Origin of the sequence: Propionibacterium freudenreichii subsp. freudenreichii (genome assembly GCF_000940845.1) — a bacterium.
Classification (GTDB): Bacteria; Actinomycetota; Actinomycetes; order Propionibacteriales; family Propionibacteriaceae; genus Propionibacterium; species Propionibacterium freudenreichii.
In genome coordinates this window covers 2,462,790-2,489,327 of sequence record NZ_CP010341.1, presented here as the reverse complement: position 1 = coordinate 2,489,327, position 26,538 = coordinate 2,462,790, and the positions used below count along the sequence as shown (strand labels likewise).

Here is a 26,538-nt window from a genome sequence, read left to right as displayed (position 1 = left end):
CCCTATCCGTGCCCGGGCAGTCAGCGGTTAGGCGGCAGCACGTGCCGACGTCTCGACGGTGCGTCCCATGGGCGTGCCGCGACGCCAATAGCCTTGGTACTGCACGGCATCGCGGGGCAGGCCCGCCGCGATGAGCGCGGCCCGCAGCGGTTGGGCAGCTGATGCTTCCAGGGCCAGCCAGGCGTAGTCGCGGCCCGGAATGGTGGTGACGGCCTCGATGAGCGCGTCCTCACCGGCATCGGGCGACACGATGGTCAGCGTGCACGCGGTGTGTGGCACGGGTGACCAGCTGCCCGGTTCGGCCTGCAGCACCACCGCGATGTCGCACGAAGCGGGCGCCGCCGCGATGGCACCGGCAATGGCCGGGGCGGATGCCAGGTCGCCCACGTACAGGGCGCCGGCGTCCGGTGGCGGCTGCAGGTACAGCTGACCGGCCAATAGTTGGGCACCGATGCGGTCACCGGGGCGGGCGGAGCGCGCCCACCGCGACCCGGGCCCGGCCGGATCGTGGTGCAGCATGTAGATGCTGGCCTCACCGGTGCCATGGTCACACTCCACCAGCGTGTAACCGCGCTGGTGCTGGCGTCCGCCGTCGGGAACCAGCAGGCGCAGCCATGCGGTGGGCAACAGCTCGTCGGACTTGCGTGGGTTGAGTAGTTCGGGGCAACGGACGCGCAATCGCGTGTAGGGCCCGGCCTCGTGCGTCGCGCACACCTGGAGTGTGAAGTCCTGGACGCGGGGCATCCGGGTGGTCGTGCTTTCCCGGCTACTGCGCGCCGCTGCGCTCGTCCCAGTCACAAAGGTAAGCCTAACCTCACAGTCCAGCCCCGGCGGGGGCGTTCCTTGGCTGGATGGGCAGTTGTGCGGCAATGACGCCGCACAGTTGACCATCTAGTGGAGGTATTGGCCGGGGGCCGGGGGTCCAGGGCCCACTGGGGAGCCGCTCTGACCACTGGGGTGCCGTCCGGACCCGTGCCAGGCGGGTGGATGCTGGATGGGGAGGACCTTTATGTCGTCTGCCCTGTAAAGGTCCTCCCCATCTGCGCATTCCTGGCGCTGCACGCCCGGACCCGTTCTGGGGGCAGTGCCCCATCCCGGGTCCGGACGGCCGTTACTCGGCCCGGGGTGCCGGTGCGGCGTCCGTCCCGCCCTCGGCGGCAGCCACCTGCTGGTGGGCCTTGACGCGTCGGTTGATCACGGTCAGAAGGCCGGCGGCCACGCAGCCGATCACGGCCACCACGGCGGTGATCACGAAGATCAGGCGGTAACCGGCCTGCGGGTTGCCGGCGTTGGCGTCGATCAGGTGTCCGTTGAGGGTGTATGCCCAGAACACCGAGGCGTAGGCCAGGAACGAGCCGACGGACATGGCCGACCCCGAGATGCCCTCGGGCAGGTTCAGCTCGGCCACCGGCGCCAGGATCACGGCCTTGCCCAGGAAGGTGGCGATGGCCACCACGATGAGCATGATCATGATCGGCCAGATCATGGACGAGCGCACCGGCAGCGCCATGACGATGACGCAGGCCACCGCCACCGCACCCAACGAGATCGCCATCATCTTGGTGGACGACTTGAACACATAGTCGGCCAGCAGCCCCGACAGGAGTCCCGCGAAGATACCCACCAGGCCGGTGTTGAAGATGCCGAACGCACCGGCCAGCCCGGCCGAGACGCCGAACACCTGCGTCAGATAGGGAGCCGAGGTGTACATCAGGTTGATGTACGACCAGTACACGGTCAGGGCTGCGATGCCGGCCAACCAGACGCGCGGGCGTGCGATCACCTTGAACAGGCCGGTGAGTGCGGCCAACGAATCAGACTTGCCCTGTTCCTGGGCGATCTTGGTGTCGGGCACCAGGCGTGCCACGGCGATCATCATGGGCACGATGAGCAGGGCGTACACGATGGCGGCAATGCGCATGATGCCCACGGTGTGATCAGACCAGACCATCAGGATCACGATCACCAGGCCGTTCATCAGGAACTCGGTGAGGCGCCGGATCGACTCCAGCAGGCCCATTGCCAGGCCCTTGCCCTCCTTGTCCTGGTCCTGCGACAGGATCGACACGCCATTGACCACCGCTGGCCAGACGATCGCGTCCAACACGCCCCACGAGACGGCGATCACGCTCATCACCGCAAAGGGTGGGGTCAGGAGGAACAGCACCAGGTAGGTGGCCAGTCGCCAACCCAGCGACCACAGGATGATGGTGCGCACCTTGAAGCGGTTGTTGATCCACCCGGCCGGCACGTACAGGAACATGGCGATGCCGATGTAGCTCATGAGGATGCCGAACTGGGTCTGCGTGATGCCCAGCATCTGCTGCAGCGGGATCATCAGCGAGCCCTTGAAGGCCTCGAATGCCGAATAGATGATCTGGCCCGACATCACGACGGCGAGGAAGGGGCCGATACGCCCCTTGCGCAGGAAGACGGGTAGTGAGAAGCGTCGCGTGGACGACGTGGACGTGGCCATGAGCAGGCTCTTTCAGTAGGCGGCGCGTTCCAGCAGGTGATGCGGTGACGCGCTCCAATGGATGGCGCGCACGGTGATGCGGAAGTGCGGCCGGGGTTGGGCCGGGGGTGCCAGTGGGGCAGAGTGCCGACTGGGGGGTGCCGGCAGGGGTACCGAGGGGACGGGATCGTGATCGGACGCCCGGGGGCGTCGGGTCAGCGGATGAGCTGGTCGGCGATATTGGTGAAGACGCCCGTGGCGCCCCAGTTGAGCAGCTCGTTGGCGCGGTCGCGGGCGTCGACGGTCCACACGTTCACGCCGTAGCCGGCGTCGCGGAAGGCCTGCACGCGCTCGCGGGTGAGCCCGGCGTCCTCGGGGTGGATGTAGCTCGCACCGCACAGTTCCAGCACCGAGAGCCAGTCGTCGTACAGTGCGGCGGTTTCGTACAACACGCCGATTGCGTACTCGGGATGGCGGGCGTGGAAGGTCATCAGGACCGGCTGCGAGAACGACGAGATGATGATCTCGCGCTCGGGATCGAGCCGGGCCAGTGAGCTGGCGATGGCGTCGACCAGCACGATGGTGCGCTCGGCGCCCTGCTCGTTGGCCTTGATCTCGATGTTGGCATTGAGCTTGCGGCGGTTGAGCAGGTCGACCAGGGCATCCAGGGTGATGACGCGTTCGCTGGCGAACTCAGGTGCAAACCACGATCCGGCGTCGATGCCGGCCAGCTCTTCGGCGGTCGCGATGTCGTAGAGCTTGCCCCGGTGGTCGGTGGTGCGGTCCAGGGCGGTGTCGTGGATGATGATCGGTGTGCCGTCGGCGATGATGTCGACGTCGGTCTCAATCCAGGTGGCGCCCTCGTCAGCTGCCAGGTCGAAGGCGGCCAGCGTGTTCTCGGGTGCCCGGCTGGGCAGCCCGCGGTGGGCGAAGATTGTTGAGTTGAAGGTGGGGACGTGCTGGGTGGCCCGGGTTGCTGCCATGGTGACTTCCTTGTCCGGCGTGTGGTTTCCGGCCGTCAGCATGCCACCTCAGGGGGTCCCCTGAAAAGTCCCTGAGATCACGAAGCCGGGCACACGCGCCCACGCTGCAAGGAGTTTCGGCTGTTGCGATGCAACCGTGCAACATCTTGCGTTGCACAGCTGCACCGCAACGAGTAATGATGCAATCCACCGGTAACGCGTGAATCGCTTCGGTGAGATGCGTTCCGGTCGAGGGTGGCCCGATCCGGACGATCGCCTACTGCAGGTGGCCGTCGATGAACACCGTGAGCTCACTCTCGACGTCGGCGCGCGTCTGGGGCTCGTTGTGTACCTCGTCGCGGTATCCGGTGTACACGTGGGTGCGCACATCGCGGTGTCCGGACGCCTCGAGCTGGTTGGCCACGTGATAGGCGCCCTCGCCGTAGTTGGCCACCGGGTCCTGGTCGCCGGCGAGCACGAGCACCGGCAGGTCGGCGCGGATCGAGGTGTACCAGTCGGGGGCGTTCACCTGGTCGTACAGGGTGACGAAGTCGTGCACGAAGCGCAGGCTCATCGGCTTGTAGTAGTTGTTGAACGGGTCGCGCGCATGGTCGGCCACCACATCGGGGTCCAGTGCGATCCAGTCGTTCGGCGTGCGCACATCGGTGTAGCGCGAGACGAAGTCCTCGAAGATCTGGCCCACGAACTCCTCACCCGACGCGGTGCCGGGGCCGGCAGCCAGGGCGGCGTCCAGGCCCACCCGGTCAAGCTTGGTCTCGACGCCGTCGATCTGCGCGGCCACGCCGCACAGGGCCAGTCCCGACAGCGTGGCCCCATGGGCCGAGGCGAAGCCGCGGGCGATCATCGAGCCCCAGGAGTGGCCGAACATGAAGAACGGCAGGTCGGGGTGGTCGTCGCGCACCAGCTTGTGCAGTGAGTATTCGTCGCTGATCACGGTGGTGACGCCGTTCTCGCCGGTGTCGCCCCACACCCCCGATTCGGTGGAGGTCTTGCCGTGCCCGGCATGGTCGTCGGCGGCCACCACGAATCCGGCGTCGAGCAGTGCGGTGATCATGTGCAGATAGCGGCGCGAATGCTCGCCCAGGCCGTGCACGATCTGCACGACGCCGCGCGCGGGCTGGGTGGGCTCGTAGATCCAGCCGTAGATGGTGTCGCGCCCGTTGGACGATGGGAAGGTGACTTCCTGGATGGCCATGCTGTTCTCCTGCCGAGATGCTCCGCGACCTCACGCGACGCGGACTGCTTTCCTCCAGCTTGCCATCGTGGCGCCGCCGGTAGGGGGAGGGTGGAATCGCTGTCAGCTGATCCGGCCGGGGGCGTGGCAGCCGGTCCCTCGTCCGGGCCCGTGGGCATCCGGGCGGAAATCCCCTTGAGTGGGCACTTGTGCGGCGTCATTCCCGCACAGCTGTCCACTGAGTGCCCGAATGCAGCTGCCCGGGTCATATCTGCCGTGCCGGACGCGGTGGCCTGTCCGGCTCGTCGCGCAGCGCGTGGCGGTGGCCGTTGTGCAGGTAGTCGACGTGGTCACCATGCTCGAGGGTCTCGTGGCCGCAGCCCGGGCCGTGCTGGTGTTCGGCGATGGTGTGCTCGGCGGGCGTGTCCGGATCGGAGCCGTGCTCGTCGTAGTGGTCGCCGTGCAGCGCATGGCGGTGATCGCCATGGATGTAGTCGACGTGGTCGCCGTGCTGCACGGTCGCGTGGCCGCAGCCCGGGCCGTGCTGGTGTTCGGCGATGGTGTGCTCTGCGCGTGCGTCCTGTTCAGCCATGATTGTTCCTTTCGGGGTCGCATCGATCAGGGGAGCATCGATACGGGATGCATCGACCAGGGGAGCGATATGTGGGCGGGGGACCTTGGAATCATTGTGCGACGAAATACGTGTGAAATCAATGATGTTCCGGATAATTCTTGCAAATACAACTGCGAATTAATTTCATTAGCATGGGGCTGGCCGGGGACAGGTGCGTGGCTGATGCTGGACGGGCGGCCCGTCGGCGCCATCATGGCTGGTCACAGGCGGGTTGGGGGGTGCCTCATAGTCGGTGCGACATGAAAATGATAATCAATTCTAATTGCCCCGGGGGTTATCTCTGCTGCGCCGGACGCGGTGGCCTGTCCGGCTGGTCGCGCAGCGTGGAGCGACGCACGATCAGATGCGTCGGCAGGACCACCTCGCGGCGTGCGGTGCGTCCGGCAAGGCGTTGCGAGATCATCTCCACCGCGGTGTCGGCGAACCCGGTGGTGCCATTGTTCACGCTGGTGAGGCCGACGCCCGGGAAACGGGCCATGCCGGTGTCATCGAACCCGGCCACGCCCACGTCGGGTCCGGGTTCCAGGCCGAGTTCCGCCAGTGCCGCCCAGGCCTCGAGCGCGATCAGGTCGTTGTGGCAGACCAGGCCGAAGCCGCGCGTCAGGGAGGCCGCCAGTCCGCCGACGATCTGCGGCACGCCTCCCTGGGTGACGATCTGCACCTGTTCGGGGCGCGCGGCCCGGCGCATCGCGGCGCGGTAGCCGTCGATGCGGGCCAGCGACGAGTCGCCCTCGATGCGGCGCTCATAGCCGAGGAAGACCACCGGGTCGTAGCCGGCCGCCAGCAGGTGCTGGGTGACCTGGGCGGCGCTGGCGCGGTCGTCGGCATGCACCAGGTCGACATTGGCGGGCCCCGAGTTGCGGGTGACGATCACCGTGGGCACCTGCGCGCCCAGGGCCTCGAGCGTCGTGTTGTCGGACAGTGGTGACACGAGGATGAGCCCGTCGACCGCCATCTCGGTGAAGCGGTTGATGGCCACCTTCTCCTCGTCGGCGCTCTGGCCCACCGGCGAGATGAACGGCACGAAGCCGAGCCGGTCGGCCGCGGCGCGCAGGGCCTCGGCCAACTCGGCGTGGAAGGGGTTGGCCAGGTCGCTGAAGACGATCCCCAGGAACCCCGTGTGATGCGAGACCAGGGCCCGGGCCGCCACATTGGGACGGTAGTTGAGCTGGGCCATCGCGCTGGTCACCGCCGCTCGCGAACGCGGCGAGACCCGGGGATCGTCGAGCACCACCAACGACACGGTCTGACGTGACACCCCGGCCAGGCGTGCCACGTCGGCCTGGGTCGGTCGTGATCCGCCCGCCATGGAGGTCTCCTTGCCGCTGTCGCTTCGTCCTTGACCACGGGGGTTCGGATCAAGGGAGGTGGTGAATCGTCCCGGCGCCTGCGTGGCCGGGTCCGATGTCAGGCTAGGGCAGGGTGCGCAGGCCGGGACGCGATATCAGGCCCCGAACTCTGACCGGACGCGCTCGAGCATGCGGCGGTTGATCTCGTCGGCATGCTCGTGGAAGCCGAAGACGCACAGTGACAGCACCCCGTCGAAGCCCACGGCGCGCAGCGTCTCGAAGACCTTGTCGAAGGGCACCTCGCCCTTGCCGATCTCACTGTGCTGGTGCACCCGGGCGTCGACGCCGGGCGGGTTGACGATGTAGCGGTTGCCGTCGTTGGCGCGATGGTTCAGCGTGTCGGCCACGTGCACCTCGCGCAGCTTGGGCGCGCAGCTGGTGATCATGCGCTCCACATCGCCCACGCCGTCGTCGAGGTGGAAGGTGTGCGGGCAGCAGAATTCGTAGCCGATCCAGTCAAGGTTCGTGCCGCGCACGATCGAATAGGCGTCGTCATGGCGTTCGACGAAATCATAGGGATGCGCCTCCATGCTCAGCGTGATCCCGTATTTCTCGAAATCAGGGGCCAGCTCGAAGATCGACTTGTACCACTGCTCCTCGCAGCGCACCGGGGTATTCGGGTTCCCGGAGAATTCCGAGACGATCTCGCGCACGTTGATCTGGTCGGCCAGCTCCAGCAGGCGACGCCAGTTGCGCACCTGGGCGGCGCGCTCCTGCTCGTCGGGGGACGACCAGTTGAACACCGGATTGAGCGTGCGCACGGTGACACCGCTGTCCTTCTGGGCCTTGTTGAGCCCCGCTACGAAATCATCGTCGGCCTTGGGACAGCGGTGCCAGAAATGGAATTCGGTGTTCGGTGAAAGCTCCACGTAATCGAAGCCGAGTTCGGCGGCCTTGAACAGGGTCTGCGCCGTCGACATCGAGGCGTAGTACATATTCGGATCAAGTGCGATATCAACCATGGTGGACGTCTCCTTGCGTGGTTGTCCTGACGATGAATGGGACGGGTCGGGGAATGCGCCGGTGGGAAATGCGTCGATGGGGAATGGGGTGGGGGAATGGAATGGATTGGAAGGAAATGGTGAATGGGGCGGGCCGGCCATCATGGGGCTGGCCCGCCCCATCCGTCGGGGGATCGGGTTGGTTCCTGCGGATGCGCAGTGGGCGGTCGGCGGTGGGATCAGCCGGCGTAGAAGGCGGGCTGATCGATCATCTGCACGGCCACTTCGCGGCCCTGGTGCTCCAACGATTCGATGGCGGCGTCCACCACGCAGGTGGCCGCATAGCCGTCCCAGGAGGTTGAGCCGGCGTGCTCGCCACGCTCCACGGCGCGGATCCACTGCTGCACCTCGGCGTTGAACGCGTCATGGAAGCGGTCGATGTGGCTGCGGCAGATCGCATGGCGGTCGCCCTCGATGTCGCGCAGGATGGTGTGGTCCTGGTCGGCCAGCCGCACGGTGCCCGACTCCATCACCAGCTCGCACTCGATGGCATAGCCGAACTTGATGTTCACATTGATCTCGTCGTCGATGCGCACGCCCGACGCGGTGTTGGCCACCAGCACCAGCGGATCCTGCAGGCCCTGCGGTGCGTTCGAGCTGCGCCGCGGCGTGTCGACGCGCACCGTGGTGATCTCCTCGTCGAGTAGGAAGCGGCAGATGTCGATCTCGTGGATCGCGGTGTCATCGATCATGTTGCGGGTGGTGTACAGGGTTCCCGGCACCGAGGGATTGCGGTGGCGGCAGTGCACCATGGTGGCGTAGCCGTGCTGGCCCTCGGTGAGCTGGGCGCGCATCTCGTTGTAGCCCTTGTCGAAGCGACGCATGAAGCCGACGGTCACCAGCTTGCGTCCGGCCTCCTGCTCGGCGGCCAGGATGTCCAAGCAGTCCTGGGCGGTGGTGGCCAGCGGCTTCTCACACAGCACCGGCTTGCCGGCCCTGATGGCCGCGATGACGTCGGGGGCGTGCACCTTGCCGAGGGTGGCGATGATCACGGCGTCCACGCCCGGGTCGGCGATCAGTTCCGGCCCGGTGGGGAAGTAGCGGGCGCCGATGCTCTCGGCATAGCCGGCGGCGTCGGGGTTGACGTCGGCCACGGCGACCACCTCGCCGCCTGCCAGCTCGTTCTGGATGCGCTCGACATGGGCGCGGCCCATGCCGCCGGCGCCAATGAGTCCAATTCGTACAGTCATTGTGGTGTCCTCAGGTCTTGTGCTTGGGATGGCTGGCTCGGGTCAGGGCCGGTTCACTTCAGGCCCAGGCCGCACTCGGCCAGGTAGTCGCGCATCTTGATGGCGTTGGGCTTGGGGAAATCGGGCGGGCAGGGGTAGCAGTCCTGCTCGCAGATGCAGTAGATGTCCTTGTCGAGCTCGGCCAGCGCGTCGATGAAGGCGTGCATCTCGGGCAGTCCGGCCGGCGGACGCACCGAGGCGCCCTTGGTGACGGCCTCGCCGAAGGGCCAGTCCTTGTCGTGGGCCTCCTTGGTGATCTTCGGATCGAAGGCCTTGATGTGCACATAGGTGATGCGCTCGGGGTACTTGTGCACCAGCTCCACCGGGTCGCCGCCGCCGTAGACGACGTGTCCCGAGTCGAGGCACAGGTTCACATAGCGCGGGTCGGTGGCGTCGAAGATGCGGGCGATCTCGTCGGGGGTCTCGATGTGCGAGTCGCCGTGGGGGTGCAGCACCATCTTGAGGCCGTAGTCGTCGAGCATGATCTGGCCGAGCTTGTTGGCGTTGTCGACGTACAGGTGCCATGCCTCGGGGCTGAGCACGCGGTCGTCGGTGAACTCCCAGGTCTTGTCGTCGCGGTAGAGCGGCGGCAGGTGCACGATGTACTCGGCGCCGACGGCGGCGTGGGTCTCGGCGATCTGGCGGAAGTGGCGTTCGGTCTCGGCCCAGGCCTCGGCCTTGTGCAGGATGCCCCAGCCGGTGCCGGCCACCACCTTGAGCCCGAACTCGTCAGTCCACGACTTCAGCTCCTTCGGGTCGGTGGGGAAATAGCCGTAGGGGCCGGTCTCGAGGATCACGAAGCCTGCCTCGGCCATCTCCTGCATCGCCTGGCGCGGGGCCATCTGCTTGGGGTCGTCGGGGAACCACACGCCCCACTGGTCGGGACACACGCCGATGGCCAGCTTGGAGTACTTGGGGTCGTTGGTGTTGCGGGCCTTCTGGGTGGCCGGGGTCGTTGTCTGGGTCATGATGCGTTCTCCTCGTTGAGAATCCCCATCGCCGGTGAGGGGATCAATTCGGTGCTGCCGATTGTTGGTCTTGGCGGTTGCCGGTGCTGCTGGTGTTGCCCGTGGTGCTGGTGCTGTCGGTGTTGCTGGGCGTGTGCGGCCGCTGGGTCGCCGTGCTCTCCGCCCCTGTGTTGGAGCGTGCCAAAAGACTAAACGAGATAGACGCCATTTGTAAAGACATTTGGCGGGATCACTGCAAGAATCGTGCTGGATCGTGGCTGGCGCAGGTGTGCGGGCGCGGGCGTGCGCACGCAGGTTTGTGCGCCGACAGGTTGTGGGCACGCAGGTTGTACGCACGCAGCGGGCGAGGACGGCTGGAGGAGACGGGCATGGACATGGAACTTGCGGCGGTGATCGCCGTGGCGGTGATCGTCGGCATCGACAAGTCGTTGCTGCCGGGCGCCGGCACGTTGGCGATCGGCATCCTCGCCAATGTGATCCCGGCGCGGCAGGCGTCGGGGCTGTCGCTGGCGTTGATCATCGTGGCCGACTGGTGTGCCATCTGGGCCTATCGCAAGGACGTCGACTGGGGCGTGCTGCGTCGGTTGCTGCCCAATGTGGTGGTCGGCATCGGCGTGGGGGCCGTCTTCCTGGCGCTTGCCGACGACACGGCCACCGGATGCACGATCGGGGTGATCCTGCTGGTCTTCATCATCTGGAACCTGCTTGCCATGGCACGCAAGCGTCGGCGCGCGGCGCTGGGTGGTGGTTTGGCGGGCTATGGGGTGTCGGGCGCTGCCACGGCGGGCTCGGTGCCCGCGGAGCCGCCGGCGGTGTCGTCGCCCGGGGATCGGGGGGCTGCGGCATCTGCGGGTGGGGATGGCGAGCTTGCCGGGGATGGCGGAGCTGCAGGGGGTGGCGAGTCCCAACCGGCAGGTTTCGTGTCGGCGCGTTCCGGCGGAACGTCCTCGGAGGGCTGGTGGGCGCGCACCCGGGCGCGATTCTCGTGGCGCGGCTTCGGATTCGGCGGACTGACCGGGTTCACCACCATGGTGGCCAATGCCGGCGGGCCGGTGACCACCATGTACTTCCTGGCGGAGGGCCTGAGCGTCACGGCCTTCCTGGGGACGACCGCCTGGTTCTTCCTGGTGGTCAACCTGATCAAGCTGCCGATCTCGCTGAGCCTGGGCATGCTGCAGACCTCGAGCCTGCCGCTGGTGGCGGCGATGGTGCCGGTGATCCTTGCCACCGTGCTGTTCGGACGCTGGCTCGCCCACCGCATCAACCCGTCGTTCTTCCGCACGGTCGTGGTGGCGCTCACCTTCGTGGCCGCGATCGCGCTGGTGATCAGCTGAGCTGCCCGCTGGCCTGTCCGCTCGCCTGCCCGCGGGATGCGCCAGGTGGCCAGTGTGCGAAATGATCCGGCGGGGCATGTGATCGGGCGCACACTGTGGCGTTGGGTCGCCCGTGTTCTTGGAATGCTCGGGTTCTTGGATTGCTTGGGTTCTTGGATTGCCCGTGTTCTTGGATCTCGCGGGTTGCGTTTTCTCGGGTCCCCGGGATTGATCGGGACCGCTGCCCGCGGGATCCGTGAACAGCGGGAACCATGGGCCGTCGGGCCCATGAGTCGTGTGATGTGGCCCGGTGACGTAGGGCCTTGTGGCGTATGAGACGTGTGACGTGCCATTTCGCAGGTCGCGGTGTGATGAGGAGTGGCATGGAGCTGAATCGGACCACGCGACTGGTGGTTGCGGCGGTGTTGTTGGCGGCGGCATTCACCGGCCTGCTCAACCAGACGCTGATGGTCACCGCGATGCCGATGATGATGCACGACTTCGGCATCTCGCTGAGCTTGGCGCAGTGGCTCACCACCGGCAATGTGCTCGTGGTGGGGGTGGTCACTCCCGTGTCGGCGATGCTGTACGAGCGGTTCAGCACCCGGGCATTGTTCCTGTGGTCCACCGGGTTGTTCATTGCCGCCTCGGTGCTGGGCTTCGTGGCCGACAACTTCTGGCCGGTGCTGGCGGCGCGTCTGCTGCAGGCGGTGGCCAGCGGCATCATCATGTCGTTCGCCCAGATCGCGCTGCTGCGCATCACCTCGCCGCGGCGGATGGGCACCGTGCTGGGGCTGTACATGATGGTGGTGTCGGCCGGTCCGGCCATCGGCCCGGTGATGTCGGGCGTGATGCTCGAATACCTCAGCTGGCATGCCCTGTTCGGCGCCGGCGTGCTGATGATGGCGGTGGTGTTCGCCGCGGCGGTGTTCACGCTGCCCAACATCAAGGCGGCCCGGAAGATCGCCATCGATTGGCCGTCGTTCGTGTTGTCGTTCGTGGGCATGGGACTGTTCCTGGCGGGCATCTCCACGGTGCAGGAGGCGCCGCTGGTGGGCGTGTCGATGATGGTGGCCGGCCTGCTGTTCGTGGCGTGGTTCGCGCGACGCCAGTGGTCCAGCGCCCAACCGCTGCTGAACCTGCGGCTGCTGAAGGGGGCCACCTTCCGTCGCATGACCGTGGGCGTGATGCTTGCCTTCGGTGTCTTCCTGGGCACCGAGACGATCATCCCGGTGTTGCTCGAGTCGCATGCCGGACGCTCGGGGTTCGCCACGGCGTTGGTGATGCTTCCCGGGGCGGTGTCGAATGTGATCGCCTCGCCGCTGACGGGGCGGGTGTTCGATGCCCGGGGCCTGCGCACCATCTGGGCGTGGGGCTCGGGGATCACCGTGGTGTCGGCCGTGGCCCTGCTGGCGGTGTCACCCGCCTCGGCGCCGTGGGCGATCGCCGGCGCGTACCTGTTGCGGGTGGTGGGCACCTCGGTGATGAGTGCGCTGCCGACCGCGCGGGCGCTGAAGGGACTCACCGGTGAGGACATCAGCCACGCCAGTGCGCTGTTGAACAGCCTGCGCCAGGTGGCCGGCGCCCTGTCGAACACCGTGCTGGTGTGGGCGGTGGCTGTGGTGCCAGACTTCACCGATGGCTTCCGCCTTGCGATGGCGATCACGGCCGCGGCGACGGTCGTGATGGTGGTGGTGTTTGCGCGCCAGGCGCGTCTGGATCGGGCTGGCGCCTGAGGCGCGTCTGGATCGGGCCGGCGCCTGAGGTCGTCGCACGGGGGTGGCGCGCGATGTCGGGTCTCATTCGAACCCCAACCGCCTGGCGAGGTCGTTCCGGGCGCTGGCGCCATCCGCGACGATCACGTCGTTGCGGGTGGGCATGGCCAAGGGGTCGCCATTGCGTTCGGCCACGGCGCGGCGGTAATCGGCGGCGTCCTTGTAGTAATCGAGCTCCCTGAGCTCCTCGGCGTCGTCCATCGACACGACCATGGCGATGGGCTGCCCATTGCGCAGGATCTGGATGCGGTCGCCCGAGTAGGCGGCGCGGCTGAGCTGCTCCGACAGGTTGTCGCGGAACTCGCGGGTGGTGATGTTTCTCACGGTTACTGGCATGCCCACAGTGTGTGTTGGAACATCGCGGATTCTCGCCGCGCGTGCCGTCTGGGGATGGACGCGGGGCGTTGTCCACATGCGGTCGCAGCGCCATCCGGTGTGTGCCCCCGGGGACGGCCCAGCTTGTCTCCGACGGCCCCCTTTGTCTTCGACGACCCAGCTTGTCTCCGACGGGCCCATTTGTCTCCGGCGGCCCGTTTGGTCCGTGCTCCCGGGCACGATCCACTTCGCGCCCGCAGGCCCGATCCGGGGCATTCATCCCTTCGGGAAGTGCGTACGTCACACTTATTCGGTCCATTGCGTACGCGGCGGACGTCCACGCTGTGCCTTGTGGACGTCCATTCGTGACGCACTCGGGCGCGTGCTTCGCCGAGATGGTGTCCTTCGGTACGAAACGAACACCACCGTGTCCGTTTGGGACTGTCCCATCGCGGCACCATGTAAAAAATGGGTGCGGCGTACGCATTCTCCGGCGCGAAGGTATGGGGGTCTGCCCCGATGGTGGTGCCGGTTCAGGCGTCGGGACTGGGAGCCCGACACGACAGCACCGGCGAGCACCGAAGCTGCCGCTTTCCAGTTGCCGCCATCCTCGCGGTCCGCGGGCCCGAAGTCCGGGCACGCCCAGTGGTTCCGGTGGGTCCGGTGGTCCCGGTGGTCCCGGGAGCCCCCCACGCGCCCGAAAGCCCCGGGACCCGAGGTTGTGTGACTCCGGATCCCGGGGCCCCGCCCGTGGGGCCTCCACCGTCAGCGCGGGGCGCGGGGCGCTGAAGGTGGAGCGGAGAGCAGGCGGCGGGCGGTGCTACGGCTCGATGATGTTGAACCGCGAGGAAGCGGCCAGGTTCACCAGATAGCCCTGCAGGCGTCCCAGTAGGTCGTGGGCGTCGCGCTCAATGCCCACCGGCACCGGACGGCCGGCAATCAGCGCACCGAGCTGGGACCGCAGCAGGGTGGCATGGGGACGCGTGCCGTCCGAACCCTCGATGCGGTGATACAGCAGCGCCCCACCGCGCAGGTAGAGCAGATAGCTCTCCGCGTCCTGCCCGGTATCGGGATGCTCCACCGTCAGCTCGAGCTCGAAGTCGTCACTGGCCGCCTTCTGGCCGTCCAACGAGATCGCCAGGTAGTCCAGCACCGACTCCACCGACACGTGACTGAGCAGTGCCCCCTTGTTGCCGATCAGCTGCTGGGAGCTGTCCACGCCGTGACGCAACTCCTCGGCTCCCTGCAGATAGGCATTGCGCCAGATCGACGGCTCCGACTGGTAGCCCAACTGCTCCAGGGCGTCAGCCGCCAGGTAACGAGCGCGCTGATTGTCCGGATCGGTGAACACCACCTGGTTGGCCGCATAGGCCGCCCACTGGTAGTCGCCGGCATCGAAATCGGCCTGCGCCCGCTGGAGCACCCGATCGGCTGAGCCCCCATATTCCACGAACTTGCGGGCAAACTGCTCCTCGGCCAACGGGAACAAGTTGATCGGATTCCCATTGAAATACCCCAGGTAGCGGTTGTACACCGCATGGGCATTGATCTCCACCGAACCGTAATAGGGCCGGATGTACCAATGCTTCAACAGCTGATCCGGCACCTCGATGCGCCGCCCGATCTCATCGGCGGTATATCCCTGATTGGCAAGGTGCAGGGTCTGGTCGTGGATGTACTTGTACACCGCCGCCGTGTTCAACAGGTATTCACGCACCGCATTCGGCTGCTCGGCGGTGTTCTCGTGGGGCCACTCATGGGCCTGGAACGCCACCGTGGCCTGCGCCCCGAAACGATGCACCAGGTCGAGGATGTAGTTCACCCACGCCTTCGCGTCGCGCACCTGCGCCCCACGAATCGGATACAGGTTGTGCAGGGTGGCCAGGGTGTTGTCGGCCAACCACAGCGCCCGGAATTGCGGGAAGTAGTTGTTCATCTCGGCCGGCGCCTCGGTGCCGGGGGTTAACTGGAAGAACACCTCCACCCCGTCGAGCACGATCGTCTGATCGTGCTCGATCACATGGGTGGGACGCGGCAGGTTCACCGTGCCCTTCGGCGTGATCTGCGACAACCCCGGCAGCGATCCCTGATGGGCCCGCGCCGCAGCAGCAGTGCCGAACTGGTAGTCGGAGCGCCTTGACATGGCCGTTCCGGCATAGACGTTCTCGCTGACGGCCTCCTCCAGGAAGCCCGCCGGTGCATAGATCGGCACCAGCCCGTCCTCGGTGCGCCCGATGCGCTCCGACGCGATGATGCCCTCGATGCCCCCGAAGTGATCGGCATGCGAATGGCTGATCAGGATTGCCCGGATGTTGTTCGCAATATCGGCGTTCAATCCCTCCTCGGCAAACTTCAGCGCGGCGCGCTCCGTTTCGGTGGTGGTGAGCACGTCAAGCACGATCCACCCGGTCTTCGACTTCACCAGCGTCAGATTGGAGATATCGAATCCGCGCACCTGGTAGATCGTGTCGGGAACCACCTCGAACAATCCGGCCAGTCGATCAGACTTCGCATGTACCCACAGGCTCGGATTCACCGTCGCGGGAACTTGCGGATCTTTCAGGAAATCGAACTTGCGCACATTCCACACCTGTCGCCCCTGGTCGTCCAGGATCTCCAGCGTGTCAGCCGGACGTACCAGGTGTGCGCGGGCCACCTCATATTCGGAGTTCGAGGCGTCGTCCAGGTCGATTCCCAGCCGCTCGGCCACGCCCGCATTGAGCTGGCGCGTGAAACCGGTGGCCGGCTTCGTGGCGTCGTCCAGCCCACCATCGGCATGGCGCACCACGGCCTCGGCATCTGACAGGGCGGTGTGGGTATGAATATCAATCTCGGTCATTGGTCTGTTCCTTCAGGGTCTTGTGTGTGAGTGTCTTGTGACGGTGCTGCTGCTGCGGCAACGCTGGCTGCGTTGCTCAGTCGGGAAGCCCCGGACACTGACCCCCTGTCGTTGATCGGCCCGGTGTTGATCGGCCCAGTGTTGATTGGCCGGGTGTTGATCGGCCGGATGTGGACGCGCCCCGGGATGACGCACCATCCGCTGACGCATCCCAGGCCGACGCGTCCGGATAGGGCAACAGCTCCTCGTCGAAGCTGCGCCACACGGCCTTCAACTCGGCCACCAACCCGGGACGCTGATCGGCCACATCGGCCTTCTCGCGTCCATCGGCCGACAGGTCGAACAGTCGGTAGCTGGGGCGCCCATCGGTGCCGAACAGGTTGTGCCACACGGAATGCCCGTGTCGGTCGACCAGCAGCTTGTAGTGGCCGCGCCTGACCGCGCCCTGCTCGCGGGTGCGCCACAACAGGTCACGCTGCGGCGCACCCTGGGTGCCGGTGAGCCACCCCAGCAACGAGGTGCCGTCCAATGGATGGTCCGCATCGGGCGTCGCACCCGCCGCGTCAAGCAGGGTGGCGGTCCAGTCGAAGGTGGCATTGGGCAGGTCGCTCACCTGCCCGGCATCGATCACCGCCGGCCAGCGCACGATCAACGGCACGCGGATGCCGCCCTCCTCCAGGTCGCCCTTCTCGCCGACGAAGGGCCACATGAACGCCCAGCGCTCGCCGCCGTTGTCGGAGGCGAACACCACGATCGTGTTGTCGCGCATCCCCTTGGCGTCCAGGGCCGCCAACACCTCGCCGATCGACGCATCCAGCGCGGCAACCATCTCGCCGTACTTGGCCAGCGAACCGCCATCGGCATGGAACAACCGCCTGAGCGATTCCTCATGCGTGTCGGCCGGCTCGTCGGCAATGTGGCGCGACAGCTCCTCGTCGTCGGGGCCCTCCCACGGCCAGTGGGCACCGGTGAAGTTCACCTGCAGGTAGAAGGGGTCATCGCCCGCCTCGCGGATATAGGCCGCGGCATGGCGTCCGATGATCTCGGTGTAGTAGCCCTGCTCGGTCACCGGCTCCTCGCCGTCCCACAGGTCGGGCTGGCCCGAGGTGTCGAAGTGGCCGAAATAGTCCACGGCGCCGTCGAGGTTGCCGTAGAAGGTCTGGAAGCCGGCCTTCAACGGGCTGAACCAGGGCAGCCATCCGCAATGCCACTTGCCGATCATCGCGGTGCGATAGCCCACGTCAACCAGCAGGGACGGCAGGGTCGGGTGGTCGGCCGGGATGCCGTGGTGCTCGTCGCGGGTGCCCAGCGGCTCCTCGAGGCCCGCGGTCAACCGTCCCGGATAGCGCCCGGTGTACAGGCCCAGCCGGGTGGGTGAGCAGGTGGCTGAGGTGGCATAGCCGTGGGTGAAGCGCAGCCCCTGCGACGCCAGGGCGTCGAGCGAGGGCGTCCGGTTGTGCAACGACCCGAAGCACCCCAGGTCGCCCCAGCCCAGGTCGTCGGCCAGAATGAACACGATGTTCGGACGCCCCGCCGTGCGGCCCGATCCCCGGAAGGGACGCTCCGCGGCCGCGTCGCGGGTGCGGCGGTCGAACAGTGCCGTCGGGGGCGGGTCCTGTGTCGCCGGGCCCTGTGCTCGCGGGTCCTGTGCTCCCGGGACCGGGGTCACCGGGTCCTGTGCTCGCGGACCCTGCGTCACCGGGTGTGGCTCCGTCGGATTCCGGCTCGGCGCGCTCATGCCGCCCGCGCTTCCGGCTCGCGTCCACGCACCAGGTCGAGCACCTCGCCGCGCAGCCGCGCGAAGCGCACATCATCCTTCGTGCGCTGCTGGTCGCGGGGCTTGGGCAGGTCGACCTCCACGATGCGGCTCACCACCGACGGGGGCGGCGTCAGCACGATCACCCGGTCGCTGAGGTACACCGCCTCGTCCACGTCGTGGGTGACGATCACCACCGTGATGCCGAACTGGTCGCGCAGGGGCAGCACCAGGTCCTCCAGGTCCATGCGGGTCTGGGCGTCCACGGAGGCGAAGGGCTCGTCCATCAACAGCAGCTGCGGCTCATAGGCGAGCGCCCGGGCAATCGCGACGCGCTGTTGCATGCCGCCCGACAGTTCGCGGGGATGTGCCTTGCCGCGGCCGGCGAGTCCCACCGCGTCCAGGGCACCGAGTGCCAGCGTGCGGGCACCGGCCCGGTCGACGCCCTTGGAGCGCAACGGCAGCGCCACGTCGCCGGTGATCGACAGCCACGGCAGCAGCGAGCGTCCGTAGTCCTGGAACACCAGCCCCACCTGCTCGGGCGGTTGCCCCGACACCGGTTGGCCGGCCACCTCCACGCGTCCGGCGCTCGGGCTCAACAGCCCGGCGATGATGCGCAGCACGGTGGTCTTGCCGGCGCCCGAGGGCCCGACGATCGACACCACCTCGCCGCGTGCCACGTCGAAGTCGACGCCGGCCAGGGCAATGTGGTCGCCCTTGTCGGATATATAGGTCTTCTTGATTCCCTGAACCTTCACAATGGGTTCGGTCATGATGTCTCCTGCAGGTTCGCGGCCGGTAGCCGCAGACGATGTGTGAGTCGGCGTTCCGCAGCAAGGAAGCCGAGATTGAGCACGATGCCCAGCGCAGCGAGCAGCACGATGCCGGCCCACATCTGCGCGTAGTCGAAGTTCTGTTGGGCGAGCAGGGTTTGTGCGCCGATTCCGTTCGACGCGCCCACCATCTCGCCGACCACCATCAAGAGCAGGGCCGCGGACAGCCCCACCCGGGCGCCGGCAAGCACCGACACCGAGGCGGCGGGCAGGATCACCTGACAGATCCGACGCCAGCGCGGCAGCCGGTAGACCCGCGCCATGTCGACCAGCAGCGGATCGGTGTTGCGCACGCCGGCGGTGGTGTTGATCACCACCACGAAGAACACCGCGAAGGCGATCACGCCCTGCTGCATGCGCGGCCCGATGCCGAAGGCGATCAGGAACACCGGCAGCATGGCGACGCCGGGCAGGTTGAGCCCGAAGGCGATCACCGGGGCCAGCAGCTCGCGCAGCACCACCGCGCGACCCAGGGCGACGCCCACGGCCAGTCCGAGCACCAGCCCGGCCAGGTATCCCACCGCGAGGTTGGTGAGGCTCGGCACCACATTGGCGCTGAACCCGGCACCGGTCCACATCTGGCGACTGGCGGCGGCGATCTCGCCGATACCGGGCAGGTAGGGGCTTGACCCACTGATCAGCTGGTAGATGGCCACCAACAGCGCCGGCACCAGCACGGGAACGAGGTAGCGGGCCCAGCGGCGGTCGGCCACCGGCACCAGCGGCGTCGTGAGACGGCCGGCGAGTGTCGCGCTCATCGGGTGGCCTCCTGCCAAGGCAGGAGCAGCCGCTCCAGGCGTCCGAAGAAGAAGGCGATCGCCAGTCCCACCAGGCCGGTGATGATGGTGATCGCGTAGACGCGGGGCACGTTGTTGCCGCTCTGCGCGATGGCCAGGATCGACCCCAGGCCCCGCTCGCCCCCCACCAGCTCGGTCATCACCGACACCCCGAACGCAGTGCTCGCGGCCAGGCGCAGCCCGCTGAAGATCACCGGCGCGGCGGCAGGGATGCGGAACAGGAACAGGCGACGCAGCGGGTCGATGCGGAAGCTGGCGGCCACGTCGGTCTGCAATGGGTCCACCGCGCGCAGGCCATAGCTGGTCTGCAACAGCAGGGGCCACAGGGCCCCCTGCAACACCAGCGTCACCTTGAAGCCGAGCCCGCCGCCGATCGCGAGGATCGCCAGCGGCAGCAGCACGATCGGGGGAATCGGGCGCAGGGCGTCGATGGTGGCGTTGAGCAGGCGACGCAACCACGCGCTGCTCGCCAGGGCGAGCCCCACGGGCACGGCGATCACCAGGGCCAGCACCAGGCCGACGCCCGCGGAGAGCAGCGTCTGGCCCAGGGTCACATAGAAGCCCGGTAGGCCCACCAGCCGCACCAGCTCGGCCAGTGTGGCGCCAACCCCGGGCACGATCTCGGGGTTGAGGATGCGCAGCCCCACCGCGGTCTGCCAGACCGCGCCGAGGGCGACGATACCGGCCGTCCCGAGTATGAGTGCCCGATGCCGACCCAGGGCTCCCGGCCTTGTCAGGCCGCGGATGAACCCGCGGGGCCCGCCGTCGAGCAGGGCGCGGATGCCGGTGCGTCGAGGAGGGACGTCGGAGGATGCGGTCGTCCCGGCCGATGCGTCCCCTTCCGTGGTGGCCCCGGGGCGGGAGGCCGCGGCCCGGGAGGCTCCCGGAGAGCCCGGATCGGCCAGCTCACCGAGCAACTCGCCCTCCACGGGGGTCAGCGCGCGCGTTGTCACTTGGCTGCTCATCGCGACAGGAACCTTTCGATATCGACGTCGGTCTTGGTCCAGCCGAGCTCGGTGAGGGCCTTCACGAAGGGTCCGAAGTCCTGGGCCTTCACATCGGTGGAGATCGGATCGATCGTGATCGTCTTCGCGGCGGCGTCGGACAGGCCCACGAGCTTGGCGCCCTGGGCGCGCACCTCATCAACATGGCCGTTGGCGTAGTCGATGGTCTGGGCGAAGGCGGCGCGGTACTTGGTGATCACATCGGACTTGGCCTGCAGGGTCTTCTCGCTGGTGAACACGCCACCCGACGGGGTGCCCTGACTGAATCCCGCGGTGGCGGGGTCGCCCAGGTCGCGCAGCGCCGGCGAGTTGTGGGCCTGGGTGAGATAGGGCTCGGTCACCGAGCCGGCGTCGAGCTTGCCCTGGGCCACATTGTCGGCGATCTGGTTGAGCGGCAGCGGCACGATCTGCAACGTGCCCGGGTCGCCACCGTCGGCCTTGATGGCCGCCTGGATCCACAACACCAGCTGCGAGCGGGGCGCATTCGCGCCGATCTTCTTGCCCTCGAGGTCCTTCCAGCGGGTGATCGGGGAATCGGACTTCACCAGCAGCCCGGCGTTGTGACCGGCCGCGGACACATTGTCGAGGTGGTCGACCAGCCGCAGGTCCTGCCCACCGGCCACCGCCACGAGCGCGGGGGCGTAGGCGGTGTAGGCCAGGTCGTACTGCCCGGCGGCCAGGCTGGAGATGATGTTCGGTCCGCTGTCGGCCGGGGTGATGTCGAGCTTGAGGCCCTGCTTGGCGAAGTAGCCCTGCTGTTCACCAACCTGCAGGAAGCCCAGGATGAGCGTGGGCACGGCGCCGATCTTGACGGTCTGCAGCTGCGTGCTGGCGCTGGCACCCGCATTGGCCCGGGTGCCCGAGCCGTCGTCGGTGGACGCGGAGCAGGCGGAGGTGAGCACGAGGAGCAGGGCGCTGAGCAATGCCAGCGGAATATGGAACAGTCGCTTTTTGTGCATGGAGGATTCCTGTAATGGGGTGTGAATCGAAGGCGCAGGGGCGCGTCGAATCAATGAATGTGGTGATGCGGGCAAACCGGCATCGGCGTCGCGCACGGGTAATGCGACAGTGATGGCTGGAAGGCAATTCCGAACGATTGCGTCAATCGTTCGCAGGAGCGTTCCCAACAGGCATGACGGCAGGTGCCGGCGATGGGCGGGCAAGGTCCCGCCGCAGCGGAAGATGTGTGACTCCCCTTGTCAGAGGGTGAGTCAGGCCATCCGGATCCAACCGGTCATGGGATGCGGGGGCACGGTCACTGAGGAGAAGTGAGCGAGGTTGTCACGGTCGACAGGGGTCTCTTGGGGGACCCGATGCTTGCTACGGACAACAGGGCGTGCGGTGCTGATGCACAGTACAAAGCGCACTACAACGCACGATGGCATGGGCGGACGATGTCCTGGCCCAGATGTCGGTGCGATTCATGGGAATGACATTAGCTTGTTATTGTTCAATCACGCAATTCATCTCACATTTTCGAGATGAACAAAAGGTGAACGAGTCGGCGACGCCGACACGGCGGCGCCCCTGCGCGTGGCCCGGCCGGCGACGATAACGATCATTCAGGACGGTGGTGAACGTGATGGATAGTCCCTCCATCGGCCCTGGGGGCGCCCCGGCCCCGGTGCGCGGCCCGCTTCGTGCCCAGCGGGGTTCCCGCGGCGTCCGCCCGGCCCCGCATGTGATGGCCAAGCCCGCCGGGCCCACCTGCAACATGGAGTGCACCTACTGCTTCTACCTCGACAAGCAGGCACTGTTCCCGAGGTCGTCGCTGCGCATGACCCCCGAGGTGGTGCGTGCGGTGTTGCAGGACGCCATCGACGCCTCGCCCGACACCGCCATCCAGTTCTGCTGGCAGGGCGGCGAGCCGACGCTGCGCGGGCTCGACTTCTACCGGGAGGCCTTCGCGGTGGCCCGCCGGATCGTGCCGCCCGGGTGTCACTTCGCGTGGTCGATGCAGACCAACGGCGTGCTCATCGACGAACGGTGGGCGGAATTCCTGGCGCGTCACGACGTGTTGGTGGGGCTGAGCATCGACGGGCCCCGCGACGTGCACGACCGCTGGCGCGTCGACCGCGGTGGCCGGGGCACCTGGGCGAAGGTGATGCGTGCCGCGCGCCTGCTGCACGAGCACGGCGTGCGCTTCAACACTTTCACCACGGTGCACCCGGCCAACCAGCACCGCGGTGCGGAGGTCTACCGCTTCCTGCGCGATGAGGTCGGCTCGGATTTCCACCAGTACATCCCCATCGTCGTGCCCGACCCGGCGCGTCCCGGGCACGTGGTGCGTGGGCTGAGCGTCGATCCGGGCGCATGGGGCGAGTTCCAGGTGGACGTCTTCTCGCAGTGGTTGCACCGTGACGTGGGGCAGGTGTTCGTCATGAACGTCGAGTGGGCCCTGGCGGCATGGTGTGGCGATGAGCCGGCGTCGTGCATGTTCCGGGAACACTGTGGTGACGCGGTGGTGGTGGAGCACGACGGCAGCGTCTACTCGTGCGATCACTTCGTCGACCCCGCGCACCGCCTCGGCCGGGTGGGTGACGATTCGCTGGCGGCCATGGTTGCCGACCCGCGGCAGCGCACCTTCGGCGACGCCAAGGCCGACCTCCCGGCGCGCTGCCGTGAGTGCCCGGTGCTGTTCGCCTGCCACGGCGAGTGCCCCAAGAACCGGCTGATGGGGGAGGCCCAGTTGATGGGTGAGGCCCGGCTTATGGGGGAGGCACAGCTCGCGGGGGAGGCCCGGCTCATGGGGGAGGCACAGCTCACGGGTGAAGACCGACTCACGGGTGAGGACCGACTCACGAGGGGACCCCGCTCGGAGGGAGCCGACCCGATGGCGGGCCCTGCGGATGGGCCGAAGGTCAACTACCTGTGCCGCGGCTACCGGCACTTCTTCACCGCGATCGATGCGCCGATGCGCTACCTGGCGGCGTGCGTGCTGTCCGGACGCGACCCGGCCCGCGTGATGCCCTGGGCCCGGCAGTATCGGATCCTGGTGTCGCCGGGCACCTGAGCGGGCGGTGCGTTGCCCGGTGCCGACCCGAGCGTCCTCCACATGTGTGCACATCCGGTTTCCACATCCTGTGTGCACCCGGGCGCCGGTCCGTTGCCGATGACGCGTGGGGATCGCGAAATGAGGCGTCCGCCCGCCCGTCGTGGGGAGTTGTCCACAGGCTCCACCGCCTGTGATCCACAGCTGTAGTTACAGGTGTGTAAGTAATCCACATGTGGGGATAACCCTGTGGATAACTCTCCACGTCAGGTTGAACGTTCGAGTCGCGGGGCTCTGGGGGGCCGATGTATGGGCCCATGCCGCGCCAGTTCTCGGCACCCCCGATTCCCCCAAATTCACACAAAAGCTGGTGAAGTAACCACAATTTGGGGTAGCTTGAGGCAAAACTCATCGCCGACTCGATCAACGTTGATCTGAGAGGGGACACCGTGTCCGAGCGTCAGCGCACCCAGCAGGGGCCACTCGTCGTGGCCATCGATTCGTCCACCACCTCCACCAAGGCCATCGTCGTGGACACCAACGGCACCGTGTGGGCCACGGCCCGGCGTCCGATCCCACTCCTGACACCCGCCATGGACCATTACGAGCACGACCCCGCGCTGTGGTGGCGCACCAGCCACGAGACCATCGGCGAGGTGCTGGGCGGGCTCAGTCAGGCCGACCGTGACCGGGTGGCGGCCATCGGCATCACCCACCAGCGCGAATCCTTCGCCCCCTTCAGCGCCGACGGCACGCCCCTGGCCAACGGCATCCTGTGGCTCGACGGGCGCGCCGCCGAGCAGATCGAACGCCACGGCAGCGCCCACGTGCACGAGCTGTCGGGCAAGCCGGCCGGCGTCACCCCCGCGATCTACAAGATGGCCTGGGTGACGCAGCACCACCCCGAGTGGTTCGCCCGTGCCGACAAGGTCACCGATGTGCTGGGTGCCATCGTGTTCAACCTCACCGGACGCTGGGCCTCATCCACCGCCGCTGCCGATTCGCTGGGCCTGTTCGACATCCAGCGCCGCGACTGGTCCGACGAGCTGCTGCAGATCGCCGGCGTGCGACGCGACCAGATGCCCGAACTGGTGGCCCCCGCCTCACCGATCGCCGACATCCGCCCCGAACTGGCCGCCGAATGGGGCCTGGCGCGTCCCATCCCGGTGATCGCCGGACTCGGCGACGGACAGGCTGCGGGCATCGGCGCCGCCGCCGTCGACCCGGGCGTCGGCTACCTCAACATGGGCACCGCGGTGAACGCCGGCGTCGAATCGGGCTCCTACATCTACAACCCGGCGTTCCGCACCCACGTATCGGGCATCCCCGGAAACTACGTGCTCGAGGTGCTGCAGTCATCGGGCTCCTACCTGGCCGGCTGGGTGCGCGACACCTTCGGCGACCCCGACCACCCCGGCGATCCCGACGTGGAACGCGACAATGCGGCCGCCGCCGCAATCGCCCCCGGGGCCGACGGCCTGGTCACCCTGCCGTACTGGAACGCCGTGCAATCGCCCTACTGGGACGCGCTGGCCCGCGGCGCCGTCGTCGGTTGGCGGGGCACGCACACCCGGGCGCACCTGTACCGCTCGGTGCTGGAGTCCATCTGCTTCGAGATGCGCCGCAACCTCGATGAGCTGGCCGACGGCACCGGCACCCCGATCACCCAGCTGCGCATCATGGGCGGCGGCGCCCGCTCGGGAGTGTGGCGCCAGATCATGGCCGATGTCACCGGAGTGCCCCTCACGGTCTGCCTCGAAGAGGAGATCTCGGCGCTGGGTGCCGCCGTGCTCGCCATGGCGGCGATCAACGCCCATGCCGAGCCCCTGGCCGATGGCTCACCCGATGTGGCCAGCTCCGCCAAGGCGATGGCCAGCTTCGGCGAGACGGTGCACCCCGACATGGAGCTCCATGAGCGCTATCGCCGGATCGCCGCGGTGCACGCCCGGCTCTACCCGGCGCTGCGCGAGACCTTCCAGGAGCTCGCGGCCCTGTCGCAGGACTAGCGCCGCCACCCCGCGTCCCCAACCCGTCATCACCCCCAACAAGAGGAGAAACAATGCCCACGATCACCGTTCTCGGAGCCGGAGCCATGGGCTCGGCCCTGTGCCGTCCGCTGGCCGACGCCGGCTGGGACGTCCGCCTGTGGGGCACCTGGCTCGACGACCACCTGCTCGACGCCGTGGAGGCCGGCAAGCCGCACCCGCGCACCAATGTGCCGCTTGCCCCCGGCGTGGCAACCTTCCGCTCCGCGCAGCTCGAGCAGGCCCTCGACGGTGCCCAGGTGGTGGTCATGTCGGTGGCCTCGGTGGGCGTGCCGCGGGTGGCCGAGCTGGCGCTTCCCGGCATCGCGAAGGCCGACGCGCTGTGGATGACGTCCAAGGGCTTCTCCGAGGGAGACGACGGACGCATCGGCCTGCTGCCCGAGGCCATCCGCTCGATCGCCGCCGCCAAGGGCGTCACCCTGCCGCCGCTGGTGGCGATCGCCGGACCGGTGAAGGCCAACGAGTGTGCCCAGGCGCTGCCGACGGCGACGATCTTCGGCTGCCGTGACGGCGAGGTGTCGCGCAGCTACGCGGCGCAGGCCGCCACGGCCAACTATGCGATCGCCCACACCGATGACGAGACGGGCGTCGAGGTGTGCGCACCCATGAAGAACGTGTACGCCATCGCGCTGGGCGTCGCGGACGGCCTGGAGGAGAAGACCGGGGTGCCGCACCACAACCTGAAGGCCGCGGCGTTCGCCCAGGCGATCGCCGAGATGTCGCTGCTGGGCGCCCAGTTGGGGGCCGATCCGGCCACCGCCTACGGGCTGCCGGGCGTCGGCGACCTCGAGGTGACCGGCCTGTCGGGACGCAACAAGGTCTACGGCGTGCGCCTCGGTCGTGGCGAGCAGCCGCAGGAGGCGCTCGCCGAGATGGATCGCCTCGAGCAGACGGTCGAGGGCGTGCCGGCCACCGCACTGGCCGTAAGGTTCGTGGAGCAGATCGGCGGGGGACTCGCCGAGCGCATGCCGCTGCTGGCGGCCGTCAACCGGTTGCTCAACGATGCCGGTGCCGACCCCATGACGGAGGTTGCGCGGGCCGTCCTGCCCGTCAAGCCGACGCTGTAGGCGGGCCGG

Annotated in this window: 21 protein-coding genes; 5 read left to right on the top strand and 16 right to left on the bottom strand. The window is 67.6% G+C overall.

The features are described 5' to 3' along the window. Nucleotides 1-27: 27 nt before the first annotated feature. The 9 genes from RM25_RS10945 to RM25_RS10905 all read right to left on the bottom strand — a co-directional run bounded on the left by RM25_RS10945 (nucleotide 28) and on the right by RM25_RS10905 (nucleotide 9,793). Nucleotides 28-744, bottom strand: a complete 717-nt coding sequence (locus RM25_RS10945) for a siderophore-interacting protein (protein WP_036942663.1) — start codon at nucleotides 742-744, stop codon at nucleotides 28-30. Between the two features lie 367 nt (nucleotides 745-1,111). Next, complete coding sequence (locus tag RM25_RS10940; RefSeq protein WP_013162149.1) at nucleotides 1,112-2,476, bottom strand: MFS transporter; 1,365 nt, start codon at nucleotides 2,474-2,476, stop codon at nucleotides 1,112-1,114. Between the two features lie 194 nt (nucleotides 2,477-2,670). Next, nucleotides 2,671-3,438, bottom strand: a complete 768-nt coding sequence (locus RM25_RS10935) for a glycerophosphodiester phosphodiesterase family protein (RefSeq protein WP_044636913.1) — start codon at nucleotides 3,436-3,438, stop codon at nucleotides 2,671-2,673. Between the two features lie 256 nt (nucleotides 3,439-3,694). Then, on the bottom strand, nucleotides 3,695-4,633 hold the full coding sequence (locus tag RM25_RS10930; RefSeq protein ID WP_044636469.1) for an alpha/beta fold hydrolase: 939 nt from the start codon (nucleotides 4,631-4,633) through the stop codon (nucleotides 3,695-3,697). A gap of 244 nt (nucleotides 4,634-4,877) precedes the next feature. Then, a complete protein-coding gene (locus RM25_RS10925; protein ID WP_044636468.1) occupies nucleotides 4,878-5,204 on the bottom strand; it encodes a hypothetical protein in 327 nt (108 codons plus the stop codon). Nucleotides 5,205-5,520: 316 nt separating this feature from the next. After that, a complete protein-coding gene (locus RM25_RS10920; protein ID WP_013162146.1) occupies nucleotides 5,521-6,555 on the bottom strand; it encodes a LacI family DNA-binding transcriptional regulator in 1,035 nt (344 codons plus the stop codon). Nucleotides 6,556-6,690: 135 nt separating this feature from the next. Beyond that, entirely contained in the window at nucleotides 6,691-7,557 is an 867-nt protein-coding gene (locus RM25_RS10915; RefSeq protein ID WP_036942660.1) for a sugar phosphate isomerase/epimerase family protein, read from the bottom strand. Nucleotides 7,558-7,775: 218 nt separating this feature from the next. Then, nucleotides 7,776-8,786 (bottom strand): Gfo/Idh/MocA family protein, encoded by a 1,011-nt coding sequence (locus RM25_RS10910; RefSeq protein WP_044636467.1) that lies wholly within the window; start codon nucleotides 8,784-8,786, stop codon nucleotides 7,776-7,778. A 53-nt stretch (nucleotides 8,787-8,839) separates the two neighbouring features. Further along, nucleotides 8,840-9,793 (bottom strand): sugar phosphate isomerase/epimerase family protein, encoded by a 954-nt coding sequence (locus tag RM25_RS10905; RefSeq protein WP_044636466.1) that lies wholly within the window; start codon nucleotides 9,791-9,793, stop codon nucleotides 8,840-8,842. Between the two features lie 368 nt (nucleotides 9,794-10,161). Here RM25_RS10905 and RM25_RS12095 point away from each other — a divergent pair, with 368 nt between their 5' ends. Further along, nucleotides 10,162-11,127, top strand: coding sequence for a sulfite exporter TauE/SafE family protein (locus RM25_RS12095; protein ID WP_055346569.1), 966 nt, complete (start codon nucleotides 10,162-10,164; stop codon nucleotides 11,125-11,127). Between the two features lie 362 nt (nucleotides 11,128-11,489). Beyond that, nucleotides 11,490-12,842, top strand: a complete 1,353-nt coding sequence (locus tag RM25_RS10890; RefSeq protein ID WP_052809209.1) for an MFS transporter — start codon at nucleotides 11,490-11,492, stop codon at nucleotides 12,840-12,842. A 63-nt stretch (nucleotides 12,843-12,905) separates the two neighbouring features. Here the strand turns inward: RM25_RS10890 and RM25_RS12815 are convergent, their stop codons facing one another. The 7 genes from RM25_RS12815 to RM25_RS10855 all read right to left on the bottom strand — a co-directional run bounded on the left by RM25_RS12815 (nucleotide 12,906) and on the right by RM25_RS10855 (nucleotide 21,384). Continuing rightward, nucleotides 12,906-13,205: a type II toxin-antitoxin system Phd/YefM family antitoxin gene (locus tag RM25_RS12815; protein WP_044636465.1), complete on the bottom strand. Its 300-nt coding sequence runs from the start codon at nucleotides 13,203-13,205 to the stop codon at nucleotides 12,906-12,908. 811 nt (nucleotides 13,206-14,016) lie between these two features. Beyond that, nucleotides 14,017-16,035, bottom strand: a complete 2,019-nt coding sequence (locus RM25_RS10880; protein WP_052809208.1) for an alkyl/aryl-sulfatase — start codon at nucleotides 16,033-16,035, stop codon at nucleotides 14,017-14,019. 76 nt (nucleotides 16,036-16,111) lie between these two features. Continuing rightward, nucleotides 16,112-17,734, bottom strand: coding sequence for a sulfatase family protein (locus RM25_RS10875; RefSeq protein WP_052809207.1), 1,623 nt, complete (start codon nucleotides 17,732-17,734; stop codon nucleotides 16,112-16,114). A gap of 35 nt (nucleotides 17,735-17,769) precedes the next feature. After that, the gene (locus RM25_RS10870; protein ID WP_080774563.1) at nucleotides 17,770-18,564 is read right to left on the bottom strand and encodes an ABC transporter ATP-binding protein; all 795 of its coding nucleotides are present in this window, start codon (nucleotides 18,562-18,564) and stop codon (nucleotides 17,770-17,772) included. Continuing rightward, nucleotides 18,561-19,382 (bottom strand): ABC transporter permease, encoded by an 822-nt coding sequence (locus RM25_RS10865; protein WP_052809206.1) that lies wholly within the window; start codon nucleotides 19,380-19,382, stop codon nucleotides 18,561-18,563. Before RM25_RS10865 ends, RM25_RS10870 begins: the two co-directional genes overlap by 4 nt. Beyond that, complete coding sequence (locus RM25_RS12090) at nucleotides 19,379-20,386, bottom strand: ABC transporter permease (protein ID WP_080774562.1); 1,008 nt, start codon at nucleotides 20,384-20,386, stop codon at nucleotides 19,379-19,381. Before RM25_RS12090 ends, RM25_RS10865 begins: the two co-directional genes overlap by 4 nt. Beyond that, nucleotides 20,383-21,384, bottom strand: coding sequence for an ABC transporter substrate-binding protein (locus tag RM25_RS10855; RefSeq protein WP_044636464.1), 1,002 nt, complete (start codon nucleotides 21,382-21,384; stop codon nucleotides 20,383-20,385). Before RM25_RS10855 ends, RM25_RS12090 begins: the two co-directional genes overlap by 4 nt. A gap of 725 nt (nucleotides 21,385-22,109) precedes the next feature. On the opposite strand from RM25_RS10855, the gene RM25_RS10850 reads away from it, so the two are divergent. The 3 genes from RM25_RS10850 (at nucleotide 22,110) to RM25_RS10840 (ending at nucleotide 26,529) form a co-directional block, all read left to right on the top strand. Next, nucleotides 22,110-23,438: an anaerobic sulfatase maturase gene (locus RM25_RS10850; RefSeq protein WP_060759111.1), complete on the top strand. Its 1,329-nt coding sequence runs from the start codon at nucleotides 22,110-22,112 to the stop codon at nucleotides 23,436-23,438. A 428-nt stretch (nucleotides 23,439-23,866) separates the two neighbouring features. Next, nucleotides 23,867-25,423: a xylulokinase gene (locus RM25_RS10845; protein WP_044636463.1), complete on the top strand. Its 1,557-nt coding sequence runs from the start codon at nucleotides 23,867-23,869 to the stop codon at nucleotides 25,421-25,423. A 53-nt stretch (nucleotides 25,424-25,476) separates the two neighbouring features. After that, a complete protein-coding gene (locus RM25_RS10840) occupies nucleotides 25,477-26,529 on the top strand; it encodes an NAD(P)H-dependent glycerol-3-phosphate dehydrogenase (RefSeq protein ID WP_044636462.1) in 1,053 nt (350 codons plus the stop codon). Nucleotides 26,530-26,538: the final 9 nt, after the last annotated feature.